Source organism: Ensifer sp. 38_S197, from assembly GCF_056924495.1.
The window spans coordinates 1,198,253-1,220,275 of sequence record NZ_JBXOVZ010000001.1 but is presented as its reverse complement, the minus strand read 5'-3'; the positions used below and the strand labels follow the sequence as shown (position 1 = coordinate 1,220,275).

Here is a 22,023-nt window from a genome sequence, read left to right as displayed (position 1 = left end):
TTGATAAGAGGGAGGCGGAGAGCTTTTGAAGAAAGGCGATGGCTACCGCATGTTTCCTTTGATCGTCGCTGGTCAAAGAAGAAAATCATGCAGCAATTCAAAGTTCTGCGGCGACCTTTGTGCATGTGGTAGACGCGCGGCGCCGTAGGGCGTGGTCACACGGATGCCGGCGTCGATTGCTGCGCCGGGCAGCCTCCGTCGAGAAGCGGCAATTGCAGCCGTACGCGCGCGCCCTGCCACGGGCCGACAAGAATATCGATGCGGCCGCCATGCAGGCGGGCGATCTCCCGTGCCAGATTGAGCCCCAGGCCGGCACCGGTGGATCGCGGACGCAAGCGATAGAAAGGTTCGAAAACGCGTTCGCGCTCCTCGACGGGAATGCCGGGCCCGTCGTCGTGGATTTCAAGGCCGCCCTCGGCATTGACCAGCACGGTGATCGTGCCGGTGCCGCCGCCATGTTCGATGGCATTGCGCAACAGATTGGCGACGGCCTGTTCGATCTGGCGTGGCCGGGCGCTGACACGCGCCGTCGGCACCTCGGTTTCGAACGCCAGTTCGTAGCCGGCTTCGAACGCTAAAGGCGCAAAGTCTGCAGCGATGGCTCTTGCCAGAGCAACGAGGTCCACCACCTCGAGCGCGCCACCGGCATGCTCGAGCACTTGTCGGTCGAGGAGCTGTTGGGCGAGGTGAGACAGACGTTCGATATCCAGCCGTAGACGGGTGTTTTCCGGAGCCTCCTGGAGAAGTTCGGCCCGGGTCCTCAAGATCGCAATCGGGGTGCGCAATTCGTGGGCTGCGTCGGTGAGGAAACGGTTGCGCTGATCGTATCCTTCGCCCAGCCGCGCCAGCGCCTTGTTGAAGGCGCGCACCAACGGTGCGATCTCGGTCGGCACCTGTTCGGTCTCGAGCTGGACCGCTCGATTGTCGATATCGATGCGGCCGGCCTGATCAGCCGTCGATATGAGGCCCGCCAAGGAACGCCGAACGACCGCCGGCGCCGTGACCAGCGTGGTCACGCCCATGACCAGAACGATCGGTAGCAGAAAGCATAGGATAAGCAGTGCGATCATTGGAACGACCTCGGTCCAGGTCGTCGTGCCGTCGAGGTCGCGCGCCATGTCGACATTGATGCTGATCTGCACATCCAGCGGTCCGTTGTCGCGTCGCGAGGAAACGGTCGAGGCGATGATCTGGACGCGGCCGGCGTCGGTGTCGGCATTGTGGAGGACCGCGTCCGGCAGCGTTCCGCCCTCATCGAAAAGCAGGTTCGCGCCCTCCACGCGTCGCAGCAGGTCGCCACCGCTTTCGTCATAGGGAGGAGGAACGTTTCCCTGTCGCAGAACCTGACCGGCGTCGTCGCGGATGATGAACCAGAGATTGGGGTAGGACTGGCGCAGCTCACGAAGGTCTTCGGTCTCACGGACAATCAAGGCGCCGCTCGCATCGCGCCCGACGGCGCGGTCGAGAACATCCACCGCCGCTTCGTTGTCGACGAGAAGGCGCGGCTGGACGATGAACATGGCCAAAAAAAGCAGCCCGATAAAGACAAACAATGTCGCGGCCTGCAGCAGGATGAGGCGGCGCACGAGCACCCATTGCAGCGAGCGGGGCCGAGCCTTCGTCATGTCGTTGCGCGCAGGAGATAGCCGAGGTTGCGGATGGCCCTGATCTCGACCCCGGCACCGACATCATCGAGCTTTCGACGCAGGCGCGACAGATGCGAATCGAGCGCATTGGATCCGATCTCGTCTTCCATGGCGTAGACCGATTCTTCGAGCGTCGCCCTGAGCACGGTGCGACCCGGCCGACGCATCAAGGCTTCGAGCGCAAGGCGCTCTCTGCGCAAGAGATCGAGCGGCTTGTCGTCGACGGCCGCTTCGCGGTAGTGGAAGTCGTAGATCAGGCGTCCAACCTTGGTTTGCTCGGCTTTCAATGAGACCGGGCGGCGGGCGAGCGCCCGCAAGCGGGCCATGAGTTCTTCAACGGCAAACGGCTTGGAAAGATAGTCGTCGGCGCCGGCATCGAGACCGGCGACCCGATCGTTGATCGACCCCAATGCGGTCAGCATCAATATGGGCGCCGCGACCCCGAGGTTGCGCAGTTTCGGAATGAGGTTCAGCCCCTCCCCATCCGGCAACCGGCGATCGAGCACGACGACGTCATAAGGCCAGAGCTCGGCGACGGCTTCGGCATCGGCCAGCGTCGAGACGTGATCGACGATCACCTGACGCCGCTCCAGCGCCGCCTTCAGGGCCGAAGCCATTTCCGGCTCGTCTTCCAGCAGCAGGATGCGCATGCAATTTCTCCCGATTAAAGGTATTCCTGAGCCGATCAATCAATGAAAAAAGGCATAAATTCAAACACTTATAGCAAGTCTCGTGTAATCCTGTGCGCCTTGCCGAAAGCGGCGGAAGCCGTCACTCGCATTCCAGCTTCGGCTGGCGGAAATTGGTGATGTACCAACGGCCCTGCTGCATCCGGGCATAGAAAGTGTAGAAGCATTCCTGTTCCTCGACATAGCCCGGCGTCGTGTACTCCTCGTAGCGCATTCCGCGCCGGGTGTCTCTGATTTCACCGCTCGACGTGCCTGAGACGACATTCGTCGAGATCTTGCGCCATTGATAGGCTCGCTCGTTCCAGCCGAGATCGAGAATGTTCGTCGGCGGGCCGTAGTCGATGATGACGGATTCGACCGGCTGGCCGATGTAGGTTTTCATCGTGTCGGAAGCGCAACCGGTCAGGAAAATGGCGGCGGCGAGGCATGCGAGGGCGCGACGCCCATTGCTGAAGAACATGACGGATCCCACTTTGCGCGCGGTGTGCCGCGCCACCCGGACGCACAACTGCGGTCGTTCATTGACTTGCCGCTTCCTCTGATCGATCGCGAGTCCGGAGTGGTGCAGCGCGAGACCGGGTGCTAAAGGCGCAAGATTACAGGGACATTGCGGGATCCGCGGCATCAGCGCAGGACGTAGGCGCGCTGCCATCGAACCAGAGCCGAATCGGAGAAGATGCAGCGGCTGGCGATGGGCAAGACGATGCAAAAAAGTTGCGGGCCTACGAACCGATGTTGCGCGTGCTCGGCGTCGTTCTGAGAGATCAGGGCCAACGAAAACCTACTGGAGGCGCAGATGCTTGCGGACGGCTTCCGTTCCGGCCGATAACTCCAGTGGATTCACTGCAGAGGTGATCGAGGTCAAAGTCATCGCACGGGCAGAGCCAACGGCAAATAGCCGCAATGTTCAGCTCTGCGAGACGAAAATGGCTGAGACATTGAGCCAGTCGACGCCTTGGATCGTGCGCTATGGACCATAAACCGGTAGGCTGCTGTCAGGCTGCGCGGTCCGCTTCGTTCGGCGTGGCACTCTCTTTCGTATCCGCCGCGTAGACGAGACCGGGCAGCACGATCCATTCGCCGGAGCGAAGTGCCAGCACGTCGAAACCGCCGCCAGGCAGGCGTGGCGCCACGCCGACGAAACGGTAGCACAGGCCGTCGCGATCGGTCACGGCTTCGCGGATGGGGCGGCCGGCGAGGTAACCGATGACGCCGCCTTCGAACGCGATATCTGCGAGCACGAAGTATTCGGTCGGCAAGCGGCGGCTTGCCTTGGAGGTGAGTTTGAACCCATTCCTGAATTTCATTGTCTTGCTCGTTGCGAGGCGCCTCGCGAAACCGGGGGAGGGCCGGTGGTGGCGGAGGCTGCGCTCTTTTCTGCTTTCGCGGCCCGCGGCTACGGCGGATACCCGCCAACCGAAACCAGGCCGATTTCTGTAAAGGTGGAACGTGCCGAGGGCTCCAAGGGTTCCGGGCGGCACGGCGCGTCTGAAGCCATCGAAAAGCGGCGCCATAAAGGCGAAGCCATTCATGACACCGTTGGCATTTGCTCGCGATCTCCTGTTAGCGCGAATGGAGGTAGGAAATCGCTTGGGAAGATTGGCCAGGCGAATAAGGAAAACGTAAGGGCTGGTGCACCGGGCGACGCTTGGGGGTACAAGATCGCTGGCATTTGTGAGGGCGCACCTTGGGCCAACCGCGTCAAAAAAATTCTGTTCCCACCGTTGGATCGTATCACTCGGCCATATTCTCGACACCGAGATTGTTGACCTCTCCGGCAGGCTGGGGACCACCCGGCGCTCACCGAGCGCCCGCTCCCGCTTCCTATCGGGGAAGCAGGAGCGGGCGTTTTGCGCCTATTGAAAGATCATCCACTTGTCATTCGACAGACCCTCCGGGCACGTCACGAAACGAATCGTGCTGCACTTTCCGGGCTTTGAGCCCTTGGACGCCGTCAAACATCAAGCGCGCTACAAGCGATCGGCGGTGAAGACCGCCACTCTTCACGATATCGAGGTCCAGGTGGGACCGGTGCAGATCGAAGGGCCCAGCCGCTACTTCGATGTGAACAGTCAAGGCGAGGATTGGCGAACGACGAGCCGCGTCTACGTCTTCGATCACGACGAAATCGTCAAAAGGCTGAACGGCCGGTCGACGCTGCACAGAATGGTTTCGGGGTATTTGAGTGCTGCGCGGGTCGTCTGGGAAGGTGGCGCCTTGTCCTACTTCAAACATGCGTGGCGCTTTGGTCTGTTCTTCCTGTTCCCGTTCCTGCTGGTGGCAATCGGCCTCGCTCTGAGCGTGCTGACCGGCACGGCGCCCTATTGGCTCGGACTTGACACATCGCTTCTGATCTTAGGCGCAATCGTCGCATATGTGGTCTTCTTCCGGCTCTTTCTTCCCTGGTCGGACAGATGGCACACGCTGCACCTCTTTTCCGATTGGGAGCTGGCGGTCGCTGTCGCCAGTCTGGAGAAACCCTATTTCAAGCAATGGGTTGAAGATAGCTTGGCGTCCGTACGCGCTGCGCTTGCCGAGCCCGCCGACGAATATGTCATCAGCTCCCACAGCATGGGCTCCAGCATCGCCACCCAGGTCATCGGCACTTTGGTGGAAAGAGAGCCCGGCCTGTTTGCGGGAAAACGCATCACCTTCGTCACCCTCGGCGGCGCGATTCTGCAATGTGCGCTGCTTCGCTCGGCCGAGGTCTTGCGGGCACGCGTCGGCGCCATTGCCCGTATGAAGGAGATCTTCTGGTTCGATGTTCAATGCCTGACCGATGCGATCAATTTTTACAGATGCCAGGTCGTGGCGCTCGCCGGACATCATGATGCACCTCAGCCGCCGATCGTCTTCATCCGGCTGAAGCACATGCTTTCACCGGAGCGCTATCGCAGGATCAAGCGCGATTTCCTCCGAGTTCACCGGCAATATGTGCTCGACGCCGACGTCCGAGCGCCCTTCGATTTCACGCTGATGACGTCCGGACCACGCCCGGCCGCCTCGTTCGCCAATCCGAGCTGATAGAGACATCTCAGGATTTCAGCAGGGAGATGCCGCTTTCCCGGTCAAAGAGATGCAGCCCTTCGGGTTCGACCGCGAAAGCGACGGCGTCGCGCGGCCTTGGGCAGGCGCTGGCCTTGACCAGCGCGCCGATTTCCTTGCCGGCAAAAAGAAAGGTCACCAGCGCGTCATTGCCGTGAAATTCGACGAGATCGGCGATGCCCGAGATAAGATTGGGCCCTGTCTCAGCCATCTTCAGATCGGCCGGCCGAATCCCGAGCATCAGCGACTGGCCATGGCGCAAGGCGAATTTTCCATCCGAAATAGAGAAGCTGCCACCGGCGCTGCGCAGCAACCACCCGCCTTCGGTCTTCTCGGCGGTGACATCGATGAAGTTCATGTTCGGCGTACCGATGAAGCCGGCGACAAAAAGGGTGCGTGGCCGCTCGTAGATCTCGGCGGGCGTGCCGACCTGCTCAATTGCGCCGCCTTTCATGAGCACGATCCGGTCGGCAAGCGTCATCGCTTCCAGCTGGTCATGCGTCACATAGATCGTCGTGGTCTTCAGCTTCTGGTGCAGCCGCGCGATCTCGACGCGCATGTGGTTGCGGAGCTTAGCATCGAGATTGGAAAGCGGCTCGTCGAAGAGGAAGACCCGCGGCGTCTTGATCATCGCGCGAGCGATCGCCACCCGTTGCTGTTGACCGCCCGACAACTCGGTCGGCTTGCGCGCAAGATATGGCTCGAGCCCGAGCGTTGCGGATACGGCGCGAATGCGCGTGTCGATTTCCGCCTTCGGCACCTTCATGCGTTTCAGCCCGAAGGCGATATTGTCGTAGATCGTCATATGCGGATAGAGCGCATAGTTCTGGAAGACCATGGCGACGCCGCGCTCGCGCGGCGGCAGGTCGTTGACCGTCCGGCCGCCGATCGACACGGTGCCGCCGGAGATGTCCTCGAGGCCGGCGATCATGCGCAGCAACGTGGATTTGCCACAGCCGGAAGGCCCGAGAAACACGATGAATTCGTGATCGGCCACATCGAGGTTGAAACCCTTGATGACATCGACGGCACCGTATTGCTTGTCGACGTTGGAGCAGACGATATTCGCCATGGCTCAATCCTTCCCGCTGTCCATGAGGATCTGCAGCTTGATATCGGTCGGCCGCGCCGAGGCGGCGCGTTCGAAGGCCTTGATGCTGTCTTCGAACCGGAATGTGTCCGTGATCAGTGGTTTCAGGTCGACCTTGCCGGAGGCGATCAGTTGCAGAGCCCGATCGAAGATGTTGGCGTAGCGAAACACCGTCTCGATGCGGACCTCCTTCGAGATCGCCCCCGGCACGTCGAATTGCACCGCTTCCACCGGCAAGCCGACCAACACGATGGCACCGCCCGGTCGGACCAGATCGAAGATCCCCGAGAACGCCTTGGCGCTGCCGCTCGCTTCGAAGACGACATCGGCACCCCAGCCGCCGGTCTCGGCGGCAATCACATCCGCAAACGAGCCCTCGGCGATGTTGACCGGTGTGATGCCCGGATATTGCGCGGCAATCGCCAGTTTCTCGGCGCTGAAATCGGAGATGAAAACGCGGCTGCAGCCGCCGGCAAGGGCGGCGAGCGCCACCATGATGCCGATCGGGCCGCAACCGATGACTGCGGCGACGTCGCCGGGCGCTATGCGTGCGCGGGCGGCTGCCTGCATGCCGATCGCGAAGGGTTCGACCATGGCGCCCTCGGCAAAGGAGACGTTGTCAGGGAGCTTGTAGGTGAAGGCGGCGGGGTGCACGGCGAACGGGGCGAGTACGCCATGGACCGGCGGCGTCGCCCAGAAGCGTACCTTCGGGTCGACGTTGTAGATGCCGAGCTTGGCGGCGCGTGACGCCAGATCGGGAATGCCCGGTTCCATGCAGACCCGATCGCCGACTTCGAGCGTTTCGACATTGCTGCCGACGGCGACGACAGTGCCGGCCGCCTCATGGCCGAGTACCATCGGCTCGCGCACCACATAAGGGCCGATGGCACCATGGGTGTAATAATGCACGTCGCTACCGCAGACGCCGACGGTGTGGATGGCAATCTTGACGTCATCGGGGCCGAGCTCCAGGGGGAGATCGATCTCCCTGATCGCGAGCTTGCCTTTTTGCTCGAGGACCAATGCTTGCATGTGGGACTTCCTTGTTTTTACCAGGTCTCGGTCTTCATTGGGTCTTGCGCTTGAAAGCGCTGTTGAGCATGCCGCTGAGAACCCCGATGAAGAGCAGGGGCGGGATGGAGAGCAGCACGACGGAAGCATTGAGGATGCCCCAGGGCACGTCGCGGCCGAGCTGGGTCAGTTCCGAGGCGACGATCGGCAGCGTCTTGGCGTCGGACGTCGTCAGCATCAGCGCGATCAGGAACTCGTTCCAGACGAGCACGAAGGCAAAGGCGACGGCACCGATCAGCGAGCGGAGCGCGATCGGCAGCGCGACCAGGAAGAAGACCGCGTAGGGGCCATAGCCATCGACGCGCGCGGCCTCCTCGACCTCCTTCGGCACGCGGGCAAAGGCCGGGACGCTCAGCCAGATGATGGTCGCTAGCGTCAGCAGCGAATAGGTGACGATCATCGACAGACGCGTGTCGTAAAGCCCGAAGTCGAGCCAGATCACCATCAGGGGAATGGCGATCGCCACCGGCGGCAGGAAGCGCAGCGATAGAACGAAGAACTGGATGTCGCGCGACCAGCGGTTCGGATAGCGTGCGATCGCATAGGCCGCCGGAAGCCCGAGGATCGCGCCGATCAGCACCGAAGCGCCCGATATCAGCAGCGAATTGATGAGACCGGCAAAGACGCTTTCGCGCCCGAGCACGTAGGCGAAGTTGTCAAGTGTCGGCTCGAAGATGAAGAGCGGCGTCGGTGTGACGATGTCGACGCGGTTCTTGAAGGCGTTGAGCGTCGTCCAGAACATTGGAAACACGGCAGAGAAGGCGGCGATGCCGAGGATCAGCCGGCCAACGAAGCGGCCAAGAGTGTGGGCGGTCATCACTGCACCCTCTTCCAGATGAAGGTGAAGGCGATCGAGGTAGCGATCATCATCAGAACAGCCATGCTGGAGGCATAGGAGATGCGGCCGGACTCGATGAAACCTTGCGAGAAGGCGTACATGTCGAGCGTCTCCGTCGCGATGCCGGGGCCGCCGCGGGTCATGACATAGATCAGATCGAAGGCGCGCAACGACTCGATCATCTTGACGAAGGCGAGCGAGATCAGCGGCGCCTTCAGCATCGGCAGCGCGATGAAGGCATAGATTTCGAAGGTGCGGGCATGGTCGAGCCGTGCTGCCTCGAAAGGTTGCGGCGGCAGGGTTTCCAAGAGCTTCAGCACGATGACGGCGAAGAACAGGCCCCATTGCCACACGTCCACCAGCGCCACGGTCGCAAGCGCCGTCGTCGGATTGGAGAGCAGATCGAGCGGCTCGCCGGTTATCGCCTTGTAGGGGTAGGTGGCGATGCCGTAGAGCGGATGGAAGGCAAACTTCCAGACGAAGGCTGCGGAAACGCGCGGCAGGATCACCGGTACCAGAAACAACAGCGCCAGCAGGTTGCGCATGCGCGGCGAGACGCATTCGAAGAGCAGGATGCCGAGGCCGACGGCGATGAGGAGGGTCATGCCGACCGTTACCGCTTCCCAGGTCAAGGAGACGCCGATCGCGTTGATGAAGCGCCGATCCGAGAAGAGGTCGACGTAGTTGGCGAAGCCGACAAAGCTGCCATCAGGGCGGCTGAGCTCCCGGTTCTGGAAGGATATGTAGATCGCATAGGCCGTCGGCACGAGAGCCAGAACGGCAAGGATCCCCATCGCCGGGGTGAGAAATACCGCCGGCAGGCTGTTTTTCTGTTTCATATGATGATGTCCTACGGCTAAGCGCGACGCGCTCCCGATGGTGCGGGGCCACCGGCGAAACTCACGCCGGCCGGTGGCCCCCTTGGGAGGAAGCGGCTTATTGGCTGCGGGCGACCAAGTCCTTGGCAAAGCCGTCGAGTTCGTCGAGACCTTCCTTGATGTCGGTGCGCGTGCCGGTGATCAGCTCTTCGAGGATGATGCCCCAGCGGTCGCCGAGATCAGGCCATTGCGGGCTCTGCCAGAAGTTGACGGCGGTGACCTTGCCGGTGTCGGCAAGTGCCTGGCCGAGATCGGGACCATAGAGCTCAGCGAATTTTGAGCTGGTCATGATGCTGGTGCGGTTGAGTTCGCTGAACTGGTTGGCTTCGAGCCGGCGCGCCTCGTTTTCCTTCGAAGTCGCCCAGGCGATGAAGAGACCGGCACAAGCCTTGGAGGCCTCATCCTTATTGGCTTTGGTGCCGATTGCCAGGCCATGGCCATAACCGCCGCCCGTCAGCGGTGCCGGGGGCGGCAGGTAGCCGACCTTGCTGGCGACCTTCGAGGACTTCGGATCGATCGCCATGCCGACGAGCGGGGTGGATTCGATCAGCATCGCCACCTGTCCCGAAGTGAAGGCGCCGACCGCCTCGTCCCAGCCACCGGTCTGGCTGCCCGGTGCCGAATACTTGAACAGTTCGAGATAGGTTTCGGTCGCCTTGACCGCTTGCTCGCCATCGAAGACGGGCGTCTTGCCGTCGAACCAGTTGCCGCCAAACCCTTTGAAGAGCGGCATCCAGCGCCAGACATTGGCACCCGAGCCACGCTGACCGCGAAGGGCGGTGCCATAGATGCCCTGGTCGGGCTGGTTGAGCTTCTTTACGGCCGCGATGTATTCGTCGAGCGTCTTTGGCGGCGCGATGCCGGCTGCTTCGAGCAGGTCCTTGCGATAGACCATGAGGTCGCCGCCGCCGGTGATCGGTGCAAACCAGACCTTGCCGTCATAGGTCGCGACCTTCTGCCGGCCGGGATCAAAATCGGCGTAGTCGTACTCTGCAGGATAGTAGTCCATCAGCGGCGCGACCCAGCCGGCGGACGCAAAGAGCGCCACATTGGCTTCATCGATGTAATAGACGTTGTATTTGCCGATGGTCGAGGCGTCGGCCTTGGTCTTGGCACGCCGGTCGTTTTCGTTGAGATAATCGATCTCGAAGGATGCGCCGCCGGAGAGTTTCTCGAATTCGGACTTGTAATCTTCGAGCAGCGTCAGGCCGTCACGCGGCTGGGCGAGCACCTTGATCGTGCCGGAGCATTCGGCAGCAGCTGCCAGCGTCGTGAGCCCGGTGGAAAGAAGGCATGCGAAGGCGATGCTCGAAACGAGCGTCTTGGCTTTTGTCATGTGAAGGACCTCCCCAGGTCTGCGATGCGCGCTGGAAACTCCTCAGATCCGGCGCGTTTTTCCGATAGCGAACCGTTTCGCTGATCCCGATGATAGGCGCAATGACGTGTCGAACTAGCGTGCGCGATGCGGCGATTCTATACTTTCATGCGCTATTGCAAGCTCGATCGATCTATTTGCGGTGCAGCAAATGCAAGGATTCATTGTTTTGCTATCGCGGAAAGGATCTAGAGGCGTGCCGGTCGACGTTGTCCCGTCAGCCGCCGATAGGCCGACGGCGTCATCTTGTGCTGACGCAGGAAGGTGCGGTTGAAGTTGGAGATGTTGAGGTAGCCGACTTCGAAGCAGATGTCGGTGATCGGCATGTCGGTTTCGGCAAGCAGCTTGCAGGCCTGCCAGATGCGCAGCTTGTTGACGTGGTCGGTAAAGGTGTTGCCGGTGTTCTTCTTGAAGAAGCGGGAAAATGCCGTCTCGCTCATCCCGGCGCGTTTGGCGAGGTGGGCAAGGTGGATGTCGGTGGCGATGTTCTCGTAGATGAAGGCGAGTGCGCCGCGCAGTACGTCGAGCGATTGCGCCTCTAACTCCGGCGCGAATTCCGGCGAAGAAAGCAGCTCGAACTCGTCGGTGTTGACGAGAAGATCGAGGAGCTGGATGAACAGCGAGAAGCGTGAGAGCCCCTTGAGATCGCCCATGCGCTCGATCAGCTCGGCACCTTTTGCGCGGGTCTCACCATGAAAAACCAGACCGCGTTCAGCGCGGGAGAAGAAGGCCTCGAGTTCGGCAAACTCCGGTAGGGCATCGATGATCGCGCGCATGCGATCCGGATGAAACTGGATGACGATGTCACGCCCTTCGATGATCTCGTCAGGTTCGGTGGCCGTTACCCAGTCGTGCGGCAGGTTGCTGCCGATGACCGTGAGATAACCCGGGCCGAACTCTCCGATGTGATCGCCGACGAAAGCAAGGCCCGAGGCCTTCCGGATGAGATGGATCTCGATCTCCGGATGGAAATTCCAGACGTTTCGCTCCCAAGGATAGTCGTCGAGACGCCAGAGAAACGTTTCGTCGACGTTGGTGACGATGTGCTCGAACGTCGGCGGATTGGCTGCAAGCGAAGCGGGCCTTGCCGGCGCGCGCCTGGTGCTTCGCGTCGTGCTCATTGCCCAGCCCCTGTTCGTGCCGTTCCGATCGCTCGTCTCCCTCGCAGAATACTTGCCTTAGGCGCGCTCCGCCCAGATCTTTGCCAGTTCGACGAGCGTCTTGACGCTCCTCTCCATGTCCTGTCGGCTGACCCACTCGAGCGGCGAGTGGAAGGCATGGCCGCCTGCAAAGAGGTTGGCCGAAGGTAGGCCCATGAAGGAGAGCCGCGAACCATCGGTGCCGCCGCGGATGCTGCCGCGTACAGGCTGCATGCCGGCGCGCCGGATTGCCTCGATCGCGTTCTCGACGATTTCCGGATGGCGGTCGAGAACGGCCTTCATGTTGCGATACTGCTCCTTGACCTCGAAGCTGAAGGTGGAGCCGGGGTAGGCGCTCATCACGTCCTTGACGATTGCTTCGAGCATCGCTTCTTTTTGGGCAAGTCCGGCCTCATCGAAATCGCGTACGATGAAACCGAGCTGGGCCTTGTCCATGGAACCCGTGACACTCGTCGGGTGCACGAACCCGTCGCGGCCTTCCGTTCCTTCAGGCGACACGTCACGCGGTAGCCGGCTGATGATTGCGCTGGCGATCTTGATGGCGTTCTCCATCTTGTCCTTGGCAAAGCCCGGATGGATGGCAACGCCGTGGATGACGATCTCGACGCCATCGGCGGAGAAGGTTTCATCCTCGATATGGCCGGCGGTTTCGCCATCGACCGTATAGCAGAACTCAGCGCCAAGCTTGTTCAGGTCGACCTTGTCGACACCGCGGCCAATCTCCTCGTCGGTGGTGAAGAGCAGCTTGATCGTACCGTGCTTGATATCGGGATTGTCGACGAGGATCTGCGCGGCCGTGACGATTTCGGCAAGGCCGGCTTTGTCGTCGGCACCGAGCAGCGTCGTACCGTCTGTCGTGATGATGTCATTGCCGATCTGGTCGTTCAGGACCGGATGGTCGCTGACGCGGATCACCTGTTGCGGATCGCCCTTGAGCTGAATGTCGCCGCCCGGATAGTTGCTGACGATCTGCGGCTTGACGTTCGTACCGGTGAAGTCAGGAGCCGTGTCCATGTGCGAGCACCAGCAGATGACCGGCACCGGCTTGTCCACGTTCGAAGGGATCGTGGCATAGACATAGCCGTTTTCGTCGAGATGGGCGTCGGCAAGCCCGATTGCCAGCAGTTCCTCGACAAGCACGCGGCCGAGGTTCTTCTGCTTCTCCGTGGAAGGCTGGGTCTTCGACCTGGCGTCGGACTGCGTGTCAATGACGACGTAACGAAGGAAGCGGTCGAGAACGGTATCGGTCATGGCGGGAATCCAATGAAGGTGGGCTTGGAACCGCTATACCCCCGCCACATGATTTCTCAAAATTGGAATTGATGCAGACGTGGGCGCGATGGCTCAGTTGATGCCGATGGTTCATCGATCTTCGCGTGTATGCCAGATACGAGGTATGTGGATCGTCGTCTCATGAGTGTCATAGCGCATCTCGTAATGCCCAACGAGCGGAGCCGAACTTCGCGAGGTGCAAATTCGTCAAGCCGCTCGCCGAGACGAGGCTATTCGATCAGCCGGTCGGGGCGCTTACCAGGGATTGGACGGTTCGCGCCGCCGCCTTCCTGTTGACGGGCGCCAGAAACGCGAAGAGGCGTGTGCCAGATCGGTAACGCCTTTTTCGTCCATTTCAGTCCCATCATTGCGGAATGGAAAGCGCCGTGTCGCTGTCGAGGCTGTCCGCCCAGGCCTGCACGGCCTGGTGATCGATAACACCTCCGGCATCCACATCGGCCAGCGCTTCGAGCGTCAACCGGCGCCGCTCTTCTTCCTGGTCCACCCAAGCGGGAAAACGGAGATGGTTCATGGGTTGGCTTCCGTCTGCTTCTGATGCTTATTCAGCGCGGCAGCGACTTCGATGATGACTTCGAAAGCGGTTTCTGCGTCCGCCTCCGTCATGTCGAACTGACCCGCCTGGAAGCGGATCGCGACGCGACCGTCGACACGGGTTTGCGTCAGATAGATGCGGCCGTCGTCGTTGATCGCGTTGACGAGCGCGATGTTGTGGGCGTCCGGATCCCCTTCACTGCGGTGGCGGAACGAAAACAGTGACAACATCGGCAGAGTCACGACTTCGAAGTTCTTGTGCTCCGCAAGCCGTTCCGCCAGTTGCTCCGACCAGCGCACATGGTTGCGGATCATTGTCTGCAGACCCTCCAGCCCGTGGAAGCGCAACAGGAACCAGAGCTTCAGCGCCCGGAAGCGCCGGCCGAGCGGGATCGTCCATTCGGAATAGTTGATGATACCGTCGCGGCCATGGGTTTTCAGATATTCCGGCTGGATCGCCAGCGTCTTGACCAGATCATCCGGGCTGCGAATGAAATGCGCCGAGCAATCGAACTGCGCGCCCAGCCATTTGTGCGGATTGAAGACGATCGAGTCCGCCTGCTCGACGCCGGTCCAAAGTTGCCGGAATTCCTCGCAGATCATCGCGGCACCGGCCCAGGCGGCGTCGACATGGACGTAGAGACCATGGGCGTGCGCGACCCGTACCACCTCCGCGATATCGTCGCAGGCGCCGGTGCTTGTGCCACCGGTGCAAGCGATCACGCCGGCCGGCAGCAGGCCCGCCGCCTTGTCTCTAAGGATGGCAGCTTCGAGCGCCTGGCAGTCCATGGCCCGCCTTGGACCCTTGGCCGGGATGCGCACCAGGTTTTCCTCGCCAATGCCAGAGACCCAAATCGCCCGGTCAATCGAGGTATGCACCTGATCGGAGGAGTAGATGCGAAGCTGCGGCTGGCTTGCCAGCCCCCTCTTGTTGCCCTGCCAGTCAAGCGCGCGCTCGCGCATGACCAGCACGGCCGAAAGCGTCGCCGAGGAGGCAAAGTCCTGGATCACCCCGCAGAAGCCGTCCGGCAGGCCGATTGCCTGGCGCAGCCAGTCGAGCACTTTCGTCTCAAGTTCGGTTGCCGCCGGTGAGGTCTGCCAGAGCATGCACTGCGCCGCCATGGCGGTGACGAGATACTCGGCAACGACGGAAACCGGTGCCGCATTCGCCGGGAAATAGGCGAAGAAACGAGGATGCTGCCAGTGGGTCATGCCCGGCAGGATGATCTTCTCGAAATCCTCGAAGATCGCCTGCATATCCTCGCCCGTTCGCGGCGGCCGCGATGGTATCTGCGCGGCAATCGCACCGGGTGCCGTCCTTGCGCGCACCGGCCGGTCGCGCAGCGAAGCACGATAGTCGGCACCCCATTTTGCGGCCTTTAGTGACCACTCACTGAAACTCTTCTGGTCCATTTACTAACTCCCGTTCGCTCCGCCTGCACTAGCCTTCGGTTTGGTTGGCATCCTCTACGACCGGACACTGCTCGGCAAGGACCTGACCGGCAGGCCGCGACCTGGAGATGGTGTCGGCGAGCCTGTTGCTCAGCTGGCCCGGCTGCAAAGCCTCTTCGGCGATTTCGAGGGCTGAACAGTTTCGGTAAAGGCACGCGGCCGCGCGGCACCTGCGGAATATAAGCCAGCCCAATGTCGATCAAGGCCGGCTGCCCTCCGAGGAAGAGTTCGCCGATGTCGACCCCGAGCCTCCTCGCGATAGCATCCAAGCGCGCTTTGCGGTCGCCGGCTAAAGACCGGGGGATGGGATCACGGCGCTATGTAGCTGCGCCAGAGAACGTAGAGGCTGACGGAAAAAATGATGCCGCGGAAGATCTGGGTCAGCGCATCGCGGTGGGTCGACAGTCGGGTGGAGACGATCGTGCCGACAATCCCGCCCGCAATGCCGCCGGTGATGAAGTAGCCGGCGACGCGCCAATCCACCAAGCCCGAGGATGCATAGTTGATCGCCGTCGTCAGGCCGAAGGTGCCGACGGCGAGAAGCGAGGTGCCGACCGCGTTGATGAGCGGCATGCCGGTCGCAAGCAGTAGTCCGGGAACGATGAGGAAGCCACCGCCGATGCCGAAGAAGCCGGAACAGGTGCCAGTCAGCAAGGCCGTCAGGCCGGTCTTGCCATGGGTGAGCGCAGAGAGCGATTGCGGCGTGCTGGCCGCCTGGCCCTTCGCCTTTCGCATCGCGAAACTGACGAACATCATCACGAGGCCGAAGAGAAACAGCAGCCGCTGTCCATCGACCAGCTTGCCGAGGCTGGAGCCGAAATAGGCGCCGAGCGAGCCGGCGACGGTGAAGATCAATGCACACCGCCACCACAGATGGCCGCGAAGCGCATGGCTGATAAGGTTGAGATAGGCGTTGGCGGAAACGGCAAGCGCACCGGTGCCGAGCGCTGTATGCACGTCGCGGATGCCGACGACATAGATCAGCAGCGGAGTTGCAAGGATCGAGCCGCCGCCGCCGATCAGGCCGAGCGTGAAGCCGGTCAGTGAACCGGAGCCGATCGCGAGCAATATTTGCTGGAAGGGGTCCGCCACGATGCCGCTACCCCCAGACCGAACCGGGAAGGGCGTCGAGCGGTATCTTCAGGTAGCGCCGGCCGTTGTCTTCGGCAGCCGGCAGTTCGCCGCCACGAACGTTCACCTGCAGCGCATGCAGAATGAGCTTTGGCATCGGCAAGGTCCGGTCGCGCGCCTCGCGCAGGCTGATGTAGTCCGCCTCGGTCTTGCCGGTGACGTGCGGGTTTGTGGCCTTCTGCTCCGCTACGGTGCTTTCCCAGCGTGCCTCGCGGCCGCCGTGGCAATAGTCGTGGCCGGTGAAGAGGCGTGTCTCGTCCGGCAACGCCAGGATCGCCTGGATCGAACGCCAGAGATCCCTCGCACTGCCGCCGGGAAAATCGGCGCGGGCCGAGCCGCTGTCGGGCATGAACAGCGTGTCATGGATGAAGGCTGCGTCGCCGATTACATAGCTGATCGATGCCAGCGTATGGCCGGGAGAATGGATGACTCGGGCCTTGAGTTCGCCGATCCGGAACGTCGCGCCGTCGACAAACAACCGGTCCCATTGCGAGCCGTCGCAAGCAAAATCCGGCCAGTTGTAGATCTCCCTCCAGATCCGCTGCACGCCTTTGACGTGTTCGCCGATCGCCGTCGGGGCGCCGGTCCGGCTCTTCAGATAGCGCGCTGCCGAGAAATGGTCCGCATGGGGATGGGTGTCGAGGATCCACTCGACCGTCAGACCCTTGGCGGCGATATGGTCGAGCATCGCGTCGGCATTCCACGTGGCGGTCGAGCCGGACTTCTCGTCGAAATCGAGTACCGGATCGATGATCGCGCATTTGCCGGTCGCCGGATCGGCAACGACATATTGTATGCTGCCAGTGCGGGGATCGTAGAAGCCGGTAACATCGGGCTTATGCATAGGCGAGGGCCTCTTCAGCCGTGGCGCACGGGAAGAAGATCGCGCGGGCGGGGTCGAAATCGTAGTCGGCTTCGAAGGCGGGCGCGTCCGCCGCGAGCTGCGTGACGCAGTCGAGGATGTACTTCACCTTTTCGTCCGAGAGCAGGACGCTGAAGTTCAACCGCGTGAAGCCGGGCTTCTCGATCTCCTCGCCGGCGAGGATCGCCTGGCGGATCTGTTCGGAATGCGCCGCATCGATCGATAGCAGCCGGTGAACGTAAGGCCCGGCACAGGCACAGCCGCCGCGCGCCTGAATGCCGAAGCGGTCGCTGAGCATGCGGGTGACGAGCTGCTGGTGGACATAGCCGCCCTTGCCGTTCCTGATGCGGAAGGAAAAGATCGGCAGGCGATCCGGCTCTTGAAGACCGAGCAGCTCCAGTTGCGGCACGGCCTTCCAGGCGGCAAACGCCTGCCTGGACAGCGCGCGGTTGCGGCTCGCGATCTCCTCAAGCCCGATCGCATGTTTGACGATGAAGGCGAGTGCGGCACGGATGTCGCCGACGACGTTCGGCGTTCCGGCTTCTTCGCGTGCCTCAAGGCTGCCGCTGTAGTCGTGCGTATCGGGCGAAACGAACTTGACCGTGCCGCCGCCCGGCCAGGTCGGCTTGTTCGTGGCGACGCCGTCGCGGCGCACGATCAGAATGCCGGAGGCACCCGGGCCGCCGATGAACTTGTGCGGCGAGATGACGACGGCGTCGATCTCTGCTCCGGCGGCTGGCGCCATCGAGACCGGAACGTAAGGGCCGGCGCCGGCATAATCCCAGATCATCTTGGCACCGGCAGCTTTGACCATCTTCGTGATCGCGACGACGTCGCTGGTGATCCCGGTGATATTCGATCCGGCCGAGAGGGTGCAGACCGTCAGCTCAGGCGAACCGGCATTGAGCGCTTCGCTAAGTTCAGCAAGATCTGGCCCGCCCGCCGGGCACTCGGTCAGTTCGATGATCTCGGCACCGCTTTCGCGCCAGGGCAGGATGTTGGAGTGATGCTCGTACGGGCCGATAATGACCCGGACCCGTTTGCCTGCTGCTGCAGCTTCGGCGACGCCGAACAGCTTGACCAGGCGGTTGATGCCCGAGGTCGCGCCCGACCCGGTGAAGATCACCGCGTGTTCTGCCGTCGCATCGCAGAATTCGCCGATCAGCGCGCGCGCTTCCCGGCGCATCCGGGTCATGAAGCCTCCGCAATAGGAGGCCTCCGTGTGGCTGTTGGCGTAATAGGGCAGCACCTCTTCGAGCACGAAGTCTTCGATCACACGCAAAGCGCGGCCCGAGGCGACATAGTCCGCGTAGACCAGGTCCTTCATCCCATAGGGACCGGCGATCTTCGCCTTGGCACCGACGAGACCGTCGCGAAGGTCGGCAACCACGTCCGGGCCACTCAAAGCCTGGCGGAAACGGGAAAGGGGGGTAAGGGCCTCTAAGGGCTGGCGGTGGACGGCAGGCACGATCATCTCGCTGACTCCTCGGAGCGAACATTGACAGCAATTGTAATCTCGTCCACGGTCGAAAAGTTCACCTATTTTCTGCAGTTTCGGCCATGGATTGTTTCAAATGATCGAATCTTCGTTCAAAATCGATGGCTTCGATCTGAACATCCTTACCGCATTGCAAAAAGATTCGTCGCTCTCGCAGCGCGACCTGGCTGAAAAGGTCGGCTTGTCACAGAATGCATGCTGGCGGCGCCTTCAGCGTCTGCAGTCGATCGGACTGATCCGGGGCTCGCACGCAGACATCGATCTGAGTGCGCTGGGGTTGGATCTGACCGTGTTCGTGATGATCCGCACCCGTCATCACTCCAAGGAGTGGAGCGATGGTTTCCGACAGCATGTCGAGCGGCTGCCGGAGGTGATCGACTTCTATCGGATCGGGGGTGATTGGGACTATCTGATCAAGGTGGTGACCAAGGGCATGCGTGGCTACGATAGTTTCTATCAGAAGCTGATCACCAATTTCGACCTCGCAACCGTCACCGGCTTCTTCTCGATGGAAGCGATCATCAACAATCGCCCCGTGGACCTCAGCCGGTTGAAATGAGGCGCCGGCGCTCCCGGCGCTCCACATCGATCACATGACGCCGAAACGCTCGAACGCCTCGACGGTGCTCATGCCGGCCTCGATCGCGAGGCGAACCTTGTTTTCGGTTTCGGCCTTTTCCAAAGCCAGCGCGATTGCTTCCCGCTCAGCCTCGCGCGGAATGACGAGCACGCCATCGCGGTCGCCGAAGAGAATGTCGCCCGGCCGGATACGGATGCCGCCGATCTCGATCGGAATGCCGTAGTCGACGACCTTGCCGCGCGGGCCCTGGTCCTGTGCATAGGATCCGTAGCAGAAGGTCGGGAAATCAAGCGCAAGAATACCGGCGCTGTCGCGGCAATAGCCATCGCAAATCGCACCCGCCGCCTTCAGCTTCAGCGCCCGTGTCGACATCAACTCGCCCCAGACGGCATAACGCGGCGAGGAGCCGGAGCAGACATAGATCTCGTTGGGCTTCAGGCTATCGAGCGCGTGGAACATCAGGCCGAACGGCTTGGCGCTGAACGCCGAATTTCCACTTGTCTCGGCGGCCGCGAAGAAATCGGCCTCGAGCACCGGCATTGCCCGCCCGACAGCGACCATGTCGTCGCGAAGCGCCCGGATTTGCGGTGGCAGGAACTGATGCTGCAGGCCCATGGTGTCCAGGATATCGCCGACCACGGCCGTGAACAGCCGACTGCGCATGGCGGCAAACAGTTCGGTATCGTCTTCAAAATGGTTCATTTCTTCCCTCAAGCCTTGTGCGCCATGGCGGTTGCGATGCCCTGCATGACGCCTCTGATTTCCGCGAGGCCCTTCAGCCGGCCGATCAGCGAATAACCGGGATTGATCCGCTCCTTGCCGATATCGTCGGCCAGCAGGTGCCCATGGTCCGGCCGCAGCGGAATCTGCCAGTCGCGGCGGCCGTCGCGCACACGCCGTTCCTGTTCCTGCATCAGCGCGAAGATCACCGCCGGCATGTCGCTCGATCCGCCGAGATGGTCCGCCTCATGGAAGGAACCGTCCTCCTCGCGCTGAACGTTGCGCAGATGGGCGAAATGGATGCGCGGGCCAAATTCGCGGACCATGGCCGGCAGGTCGTTTTCCGCGCGGGTTCCATAGGAGCCGGTGCAGAAGGTGATGCCGTTGGCCGGACTGTCGACGGCGGCGAGGATTTGCCGGACATCCGCCGCGGTGGAGACGATGCGCGGCAGGCCGTAGAGCGAAAAGGCCGGATCGTCGGGGTGAATGCAAAGCCGGATACCGACTTCCTCGGCGACCGGTACGATCTCCCTGAGGAAGTGCGCCAGGTTGGCATGCAGGTGATTGGCCGTCACGCCATCGTATTCGGCAAGGGCGGCTAGAAAGCTCGCCCGGTTGAACTGGCGCTCGGTTGCCGGCAGGCCGGCGATGAGATTGCGCTCGATCCGGTCGATCTTCGCCTGGTCCATCTCATCGAAGCGCTCGCGGGCGGCGAAAATCTGCCGCTCGGCGTAGCTATCCTCGACATGCGGGCGCTTCAATACGAAGAGGTCGTATGCGGCAAAGTCGACCGCATCGAAGCGTAACGCGTAGCCACCGTTCGCCAAGGGCTGCATCAGCTCGGTGCGCGTCCAGTCGACCACCGGCATGAAGTTGTAGCAGACGATGGTTATGCCCGCCCGCGCCAGGGCGCGAAGCGTGTCCTTGTACCAGCCGATGTAGCGAGCGCTTTCGGCGGTGGCGAGCTTGATCGAATTGTGCACCGGAATGCTCTCGACGACGCTCCAGCGCATGCCCGCGGCTTCGATCAGTGCTTTCTGCTCCAGGATCGCTTCGTCGGGCCACGGCGATCCGTCGTAGATGTGGTGCAGCGCCGATACGATCCCTGTCGCGCCTGCCTGCCGGATATGGCTGAGCGGCACCGGATCGTTCGGCCCGTACCAGCGAAAGCACTCTTCCATCAGTCTCATGCAGAACTCCTACCCGCTTCCGTGTCTATTGTTGGACCACGTTGATCAATAATGTCCGATTGGTCCAACAATTCAAGCCGTGAAACGAGGATTTAGCCCAGTTATCATGCCGTGATGCAGATTTTTCGAGTTTGCGCTTGACTGACGCCGCAATCTGGACCAACAAATAAACATCGCAGGGAGGATGGCCGGTGAGCAGTTCGGTACGGGAAGATGCATTGTCGGGGGTGGAGGCGGTCGAGCCAGGCAAGACCTCGGCCGTCGATCGTCTCGTCGAGCAGATCCGCGACATGATCTCCGAGCGCGGCCTCGGCATCGGCGATGCACTGCCGACCGAGCGCGATCTCGGCGAGCAGTTCCAGGCCGGCCGCAACACCGTGCGCGAAGCGCTGCAGGTGCTGCGCGCCTATGGCATGGTCGAGACACGGCCGAAGGTCGGCGCCGTCATCAGCGGCGGACACGGCGAGGCGATCCGGCGGCTCTTCGCCTTTCACAATGGGATTTCACCCGACTCGTTCCGGGATCTCCAGGGCTTCCGGCGCATCATCGAGACAGGCGTCGGCGAGCACATCATCCTGACGGCTGCCGATGACGACTTAGCCCGGCTGGATGCGATCAATGCGCGGATCCTGGAGGCCGAGACCGTCGAGGATGCGGCGCGCTGCGACTACGAGTTTCATTCGGCGATCGTCGAGCTCTCAGGCAACCGCACGACGATGGCCGCCTACCACATGCTGCGCTCGGTGATCGAGGAGGTCATGCGGCTCGGCAAGGCTGAGCGCACGGTGCATGCGGAAACCTTCGAGGCGCACGCCGAGATCATCCGGGCGCTCAAGGCTCGTGACCGCATTGCCTATGTCTACCTGATGAGCCGGCATCTGGAGTTCGGTATCCGCTTCGTCGATGCCGTGCCGGGCGGTCAGCAGGCGCGATGAACACATTGGAAATTTGAGCCACGCCGCCTTGGCGGTGCT

20 protein-coding genes and 2 pseudogenes are annotated in these 22,023 nt (G+C 61.8%); 3 read left to right on the top strand and 19 right to left on the bottom strand.

Annotation, left to right across the window (positions count from 1 at the left end):
- Positions 1 to 155: 155 nt before the first annotated feature.
- From AC1Z3V_RS05555 to AC1Z3V_RS05540, 4 genes are all read right to left on the bottom strand, one after another.
- The gene (locus AC1Z3V_RS05555; protein WP_483497702.1) at positions 156 to 1,625 is read right to left on the bottom strand and encodes a sensor histidine kinase; all 1,470 of its coding nucleotides are present in this window, start codon (positions 1,623 to 1,625) and stop codon (positions 156 to 158) included.
- Complete coding sequence (locus AC1Z3V_RS05550) at positions 1,622 to 2,296, bottom strand: response regulator transcription factor (protein WP_483497700.1); 675 nt, start codon at positions 2,294 to 2,296, stop codon at positions 1,622 to 1,624. The genes AC1Z3V_RS05555 and AC1Z3V_RS05550 overlap by 4 nt, the downstream gene beginning before the upstream one ends.
- Positions 2,297 to 2,417: 121 nt before the next feature.
- Positions 2,418 to 2,795 (bottom strand): hypothetical protein, encoded by a 378-nt coding sequence (locus tag AC1Z3V_RS05545; protein ID WP_429819471.1) that lies wholly within the window; start codon positions 2,793 to 2,795, stop codon positions 2,418 to 2,420.
- Between the two features lie 535 nt (positions 2,796 to 3,330).
- Positions 3,331 to 3,642 (bottom strand): hypothetical protein, encoded by a 312-nt coding sequence (locus AC1Z3V_RS05540; RefSeq protein WP_483497699.1) that lies wholly within the window; start codon positions 3,640 to 3,642, stop codon positions 3,331 to 3,333.
- A gap of 610 nt (positions 3,643 to 4,252) precedes the next feature.
- Here AC1Z3V_RS05540 and AC1Z3V_RS05535 point away from each other — a divergent pair.
- Complete coding sequence (locus tag AC1Z3V_RS05535) at positions 4,253 to 5,359, top strand: hypothetical protein (protein WP_483497698.1); 1,107 nt, start codon at positions 4,253 to 4,255, stop codon at positions 5,357 to 5,359.
- 10 nt (positions 5,360 to 5,369) lie between these two features.
- On the opposite strand, the gene AC1Z3V_RS05530 is transcribed toward AC1Z3V_RS05535, so the two are convergent.
- The 13 genes and pseudogenes from AC1Z3V_RS05530 to AC1Z3V_RS05470 all read right to left on the bottom strand — a co-directional run bounded on the left by AC1Z3V_RS05530 (position 5,370) and on the right by AC1Z3V_RS05470 (position 18,535).
- Positions 5,370 to 6,452 (bottom strand): ABC transporter ATP-binding protein, encoded by a 1,083-nt coding sequence (locus AC1Z3V_RS05530; RefSeq protein WP_483497697.1) that lies wholly within the window; start codon positions 6,450 to 6,452, stop codon positions 5,370 to 5,372.
- A gap of 3 nt (positions 6,453 to 6,455) precedes the next feature.
- A complete protein-coding gene (locus tag AC1Z3V_RS05525) occupies positions 6,456 to 7,502 on the bottom strand; it encodes an NAD(P)-dependent alcohol dehydrogenase (protein WP_483497696.1) in 1,047 nt (348 codons plus the stop codon).
- Between the two features lie 34 nt (positions 7,503 to 7,536).
- Entirely contained in the window at positions 7,537 to 8,358 is an 822-nt protein-coding gene (locus AC1Z3V_RS05520) for a carbohydrate ABC transporter permease (RefSeq protein ID WP_483497695.1), read from the bottom strand.
- A complete protein-coding gene (locus AC1Z3V_RS05515; protein WP_483497694.1) occupies positions 8,358 to 9,218 on the bottom strand; it encodes a carbohydrate ABC transporter permease in 861 nt (286 codons plus the stop codon). The genes AC1Z3V_RS05520 and AC1Z3V_RS05515 overlap by 1 nt, the downstream gene beginning before the upstream one ends.
- A gap of 97 nt (positions 9,219 to 9,315) precedes the next feature.
- Positions 9,316 to 10,593 carry an ABC transporter substrate-binding protein gene (locus AC1Z3V_RS05510; RefSeq protein ID WP_483497693.1) on the bottom strand — a complete coding sequence of 426 codons (1,278 nt, stop codon included), beginning with the start codon at positions 10,591 to 10,593 and terminating at the stop codon, positions 9,316 to 9,318.
- Between the two features lie 227 nt (positions 10,594 to 10,820).
- On the bottom strand, positions 10,821 to 11,753 hold the full coding sequence (locus AC1Z3V_RS05505) for a cupin domain-containing protein (protein WP_483497692.1): 933 nt from the start codon (positions 11,751 to 11,753) through the stop codon (positions 10,821 to 10,823).
- 57 nt (positions 11,754 to 11,810) lie between these two features.
- Positions 11,811 to 13,043, bottom strand: a complete 1,233-nt coding sequence (gene pepT, locus AC1Z3V_RS05500; RefSeq protein ID WP_483497691.1) for a peptidase T — start codon at positions 13,041 to 13,043, stop codon at positions 11,811 to 11,813.
- 111 nt (positions 13,044 to 13,154) lie between these two features.
- Positions 13,155 to 13,429 (bottom strand): annotated as a pseudogene (locus AC1Z3V_RS05495) (type II toxin-antitoxin system RelE/ParE family toxin).
- Positions 13,429 to 13,575, bottom strand: a pseudogene (locus AC1Z3V_RS05490) (CopG family transcriptional regulator); the annotation flags it as partial. The pseudogenes AC1Z3V_RS05490 and AC1Z3V_RS05495, both read right to left, overlap by 1 nt.
- 17 nt (positions 13,576 to 13,592) lie before the next feature.
- Complete coding sequence (locus AC1Z3V_RS05485; RefSeq protein WP_483497689.1) at positions 13,593 to 15,029, bottom strand: pyridoxal phosphate-dependent decarboxylase family protein; 1,437 nt, start codon at positions 15,027 to 15,029, stop codon at positions 13,593 to 13,595.
- Between the two features lie 348 nt (positions 15,030 to 15,377).
- Positions 15,378 to 16,160 (bottom strand): sulfite exporter TauE/SafE family protein, encoded by a 783-nt coding sequence (locus AC1Z3V_RS05480; RefSeq protein WP_429819492.1) that lies wholly within the window; start codon positions 16,158 to 16,160, stop codon positions 15,378 to 15,380.
- Positions 16,161 to 16,167: 7 nt separating this feature from the next.
- On the bottom strand, positions 16,168 to 17,043 hold the full coding sequence (locus AC1Z3V_RS05475; protein WP_483497688.1) for an MBL fold metallo-hydrolase: 876 nt from the start codon (positions 17,041 to 17,043) through the stop codon (positions 16,168 to 16,170).
- Positions 17,036 to 18,535 (bottom strand): aminotransferase class V-fold PLP-dependent enzyme, encoded by a 1,500-nt coding sequence (locus tag AC1Z3V_RS05470; RefSeq protein ID WP_483497687.1) that lies wholly within the window; start codon positions 18,533 to 18,535, stop codon positions 17,036 to 17,038. Before AC1Z3V_RS05470 ends, AC1Z3V_RS05475 begins: the two co-directional genes overlap by 8 nt.
- Before the next feature lie 100 nt (positions 18,536 to 18,635).
- On the opposite strand from AC1Z3V_RS05470, the gene AC1Z3V_RS05465 reads away from it, so the two are divergent.
- Positions 18,636 to 19,118, top strand: coding sequence for an Lrp/AsnC family transcriptional regulator (locus AC1Z3V_RS05465; RefSeq protein WP_334197309.1), 483 nt, complete (start codon positions 18,636 to 18,638; stop codon positions 19,116 to 19,118).
- A gap of 30 nt (positions 19,119 to 19,148) precedes the next feature.
- On the opposite strand, the gene AC1Z3V_RS05460 is transcribed toward AC1Z3V_RS05465, so the two are convergent.
- Together AC1Z3V_RS05460 and uxuA are read right to left on the bottom strand one after the other, a co-directional pair.
- Positions 19,149 to 19,841 (bottom strand): RraA family protein, encoded by a 693-nt coding sequence (locus tag AC1Z3V_RS05460; RefSeq protein WP_483497686.1) that lies wholly within the window; start codon positions 19,839 to 19,841, stop codon positions 19,149 to 19,151.
- 8 nt (positions 19,842 to 19,849) lie between these two features.
- Positions 19,850 to 21,040 (bottom strand): mannonate dehydratase, encoded by a 1,191-nt coding sequence (gene uxuA / locus AC1Z3V_RS05455; protein ID WP_483499561.1) that lies wholly within the window; start codon positions 21,038 to 21,040, stop codon positions 19,850 to 19,852.
- Between the two features lie 200 nt (positions 21,041 to 21,240).
- On the opposite strand from uxuA, the gene AC1Z3V_RS05450 reads away from it, so the two are divergent.
- Positions 21,241 to 21,984 (top strand): FadR/GntR family transcriptional regulator, encoded by a 744-nt coding sequence (locus AC1Z3V_RS05450; protein WP_483497685.1) that lies wholly within the window; start codon positions 21,241 to 21,243, stop codon positions 21,982 to 21,984.
- Positions 21,985 to 22,023: the final 39 nt, after the last annotated feature.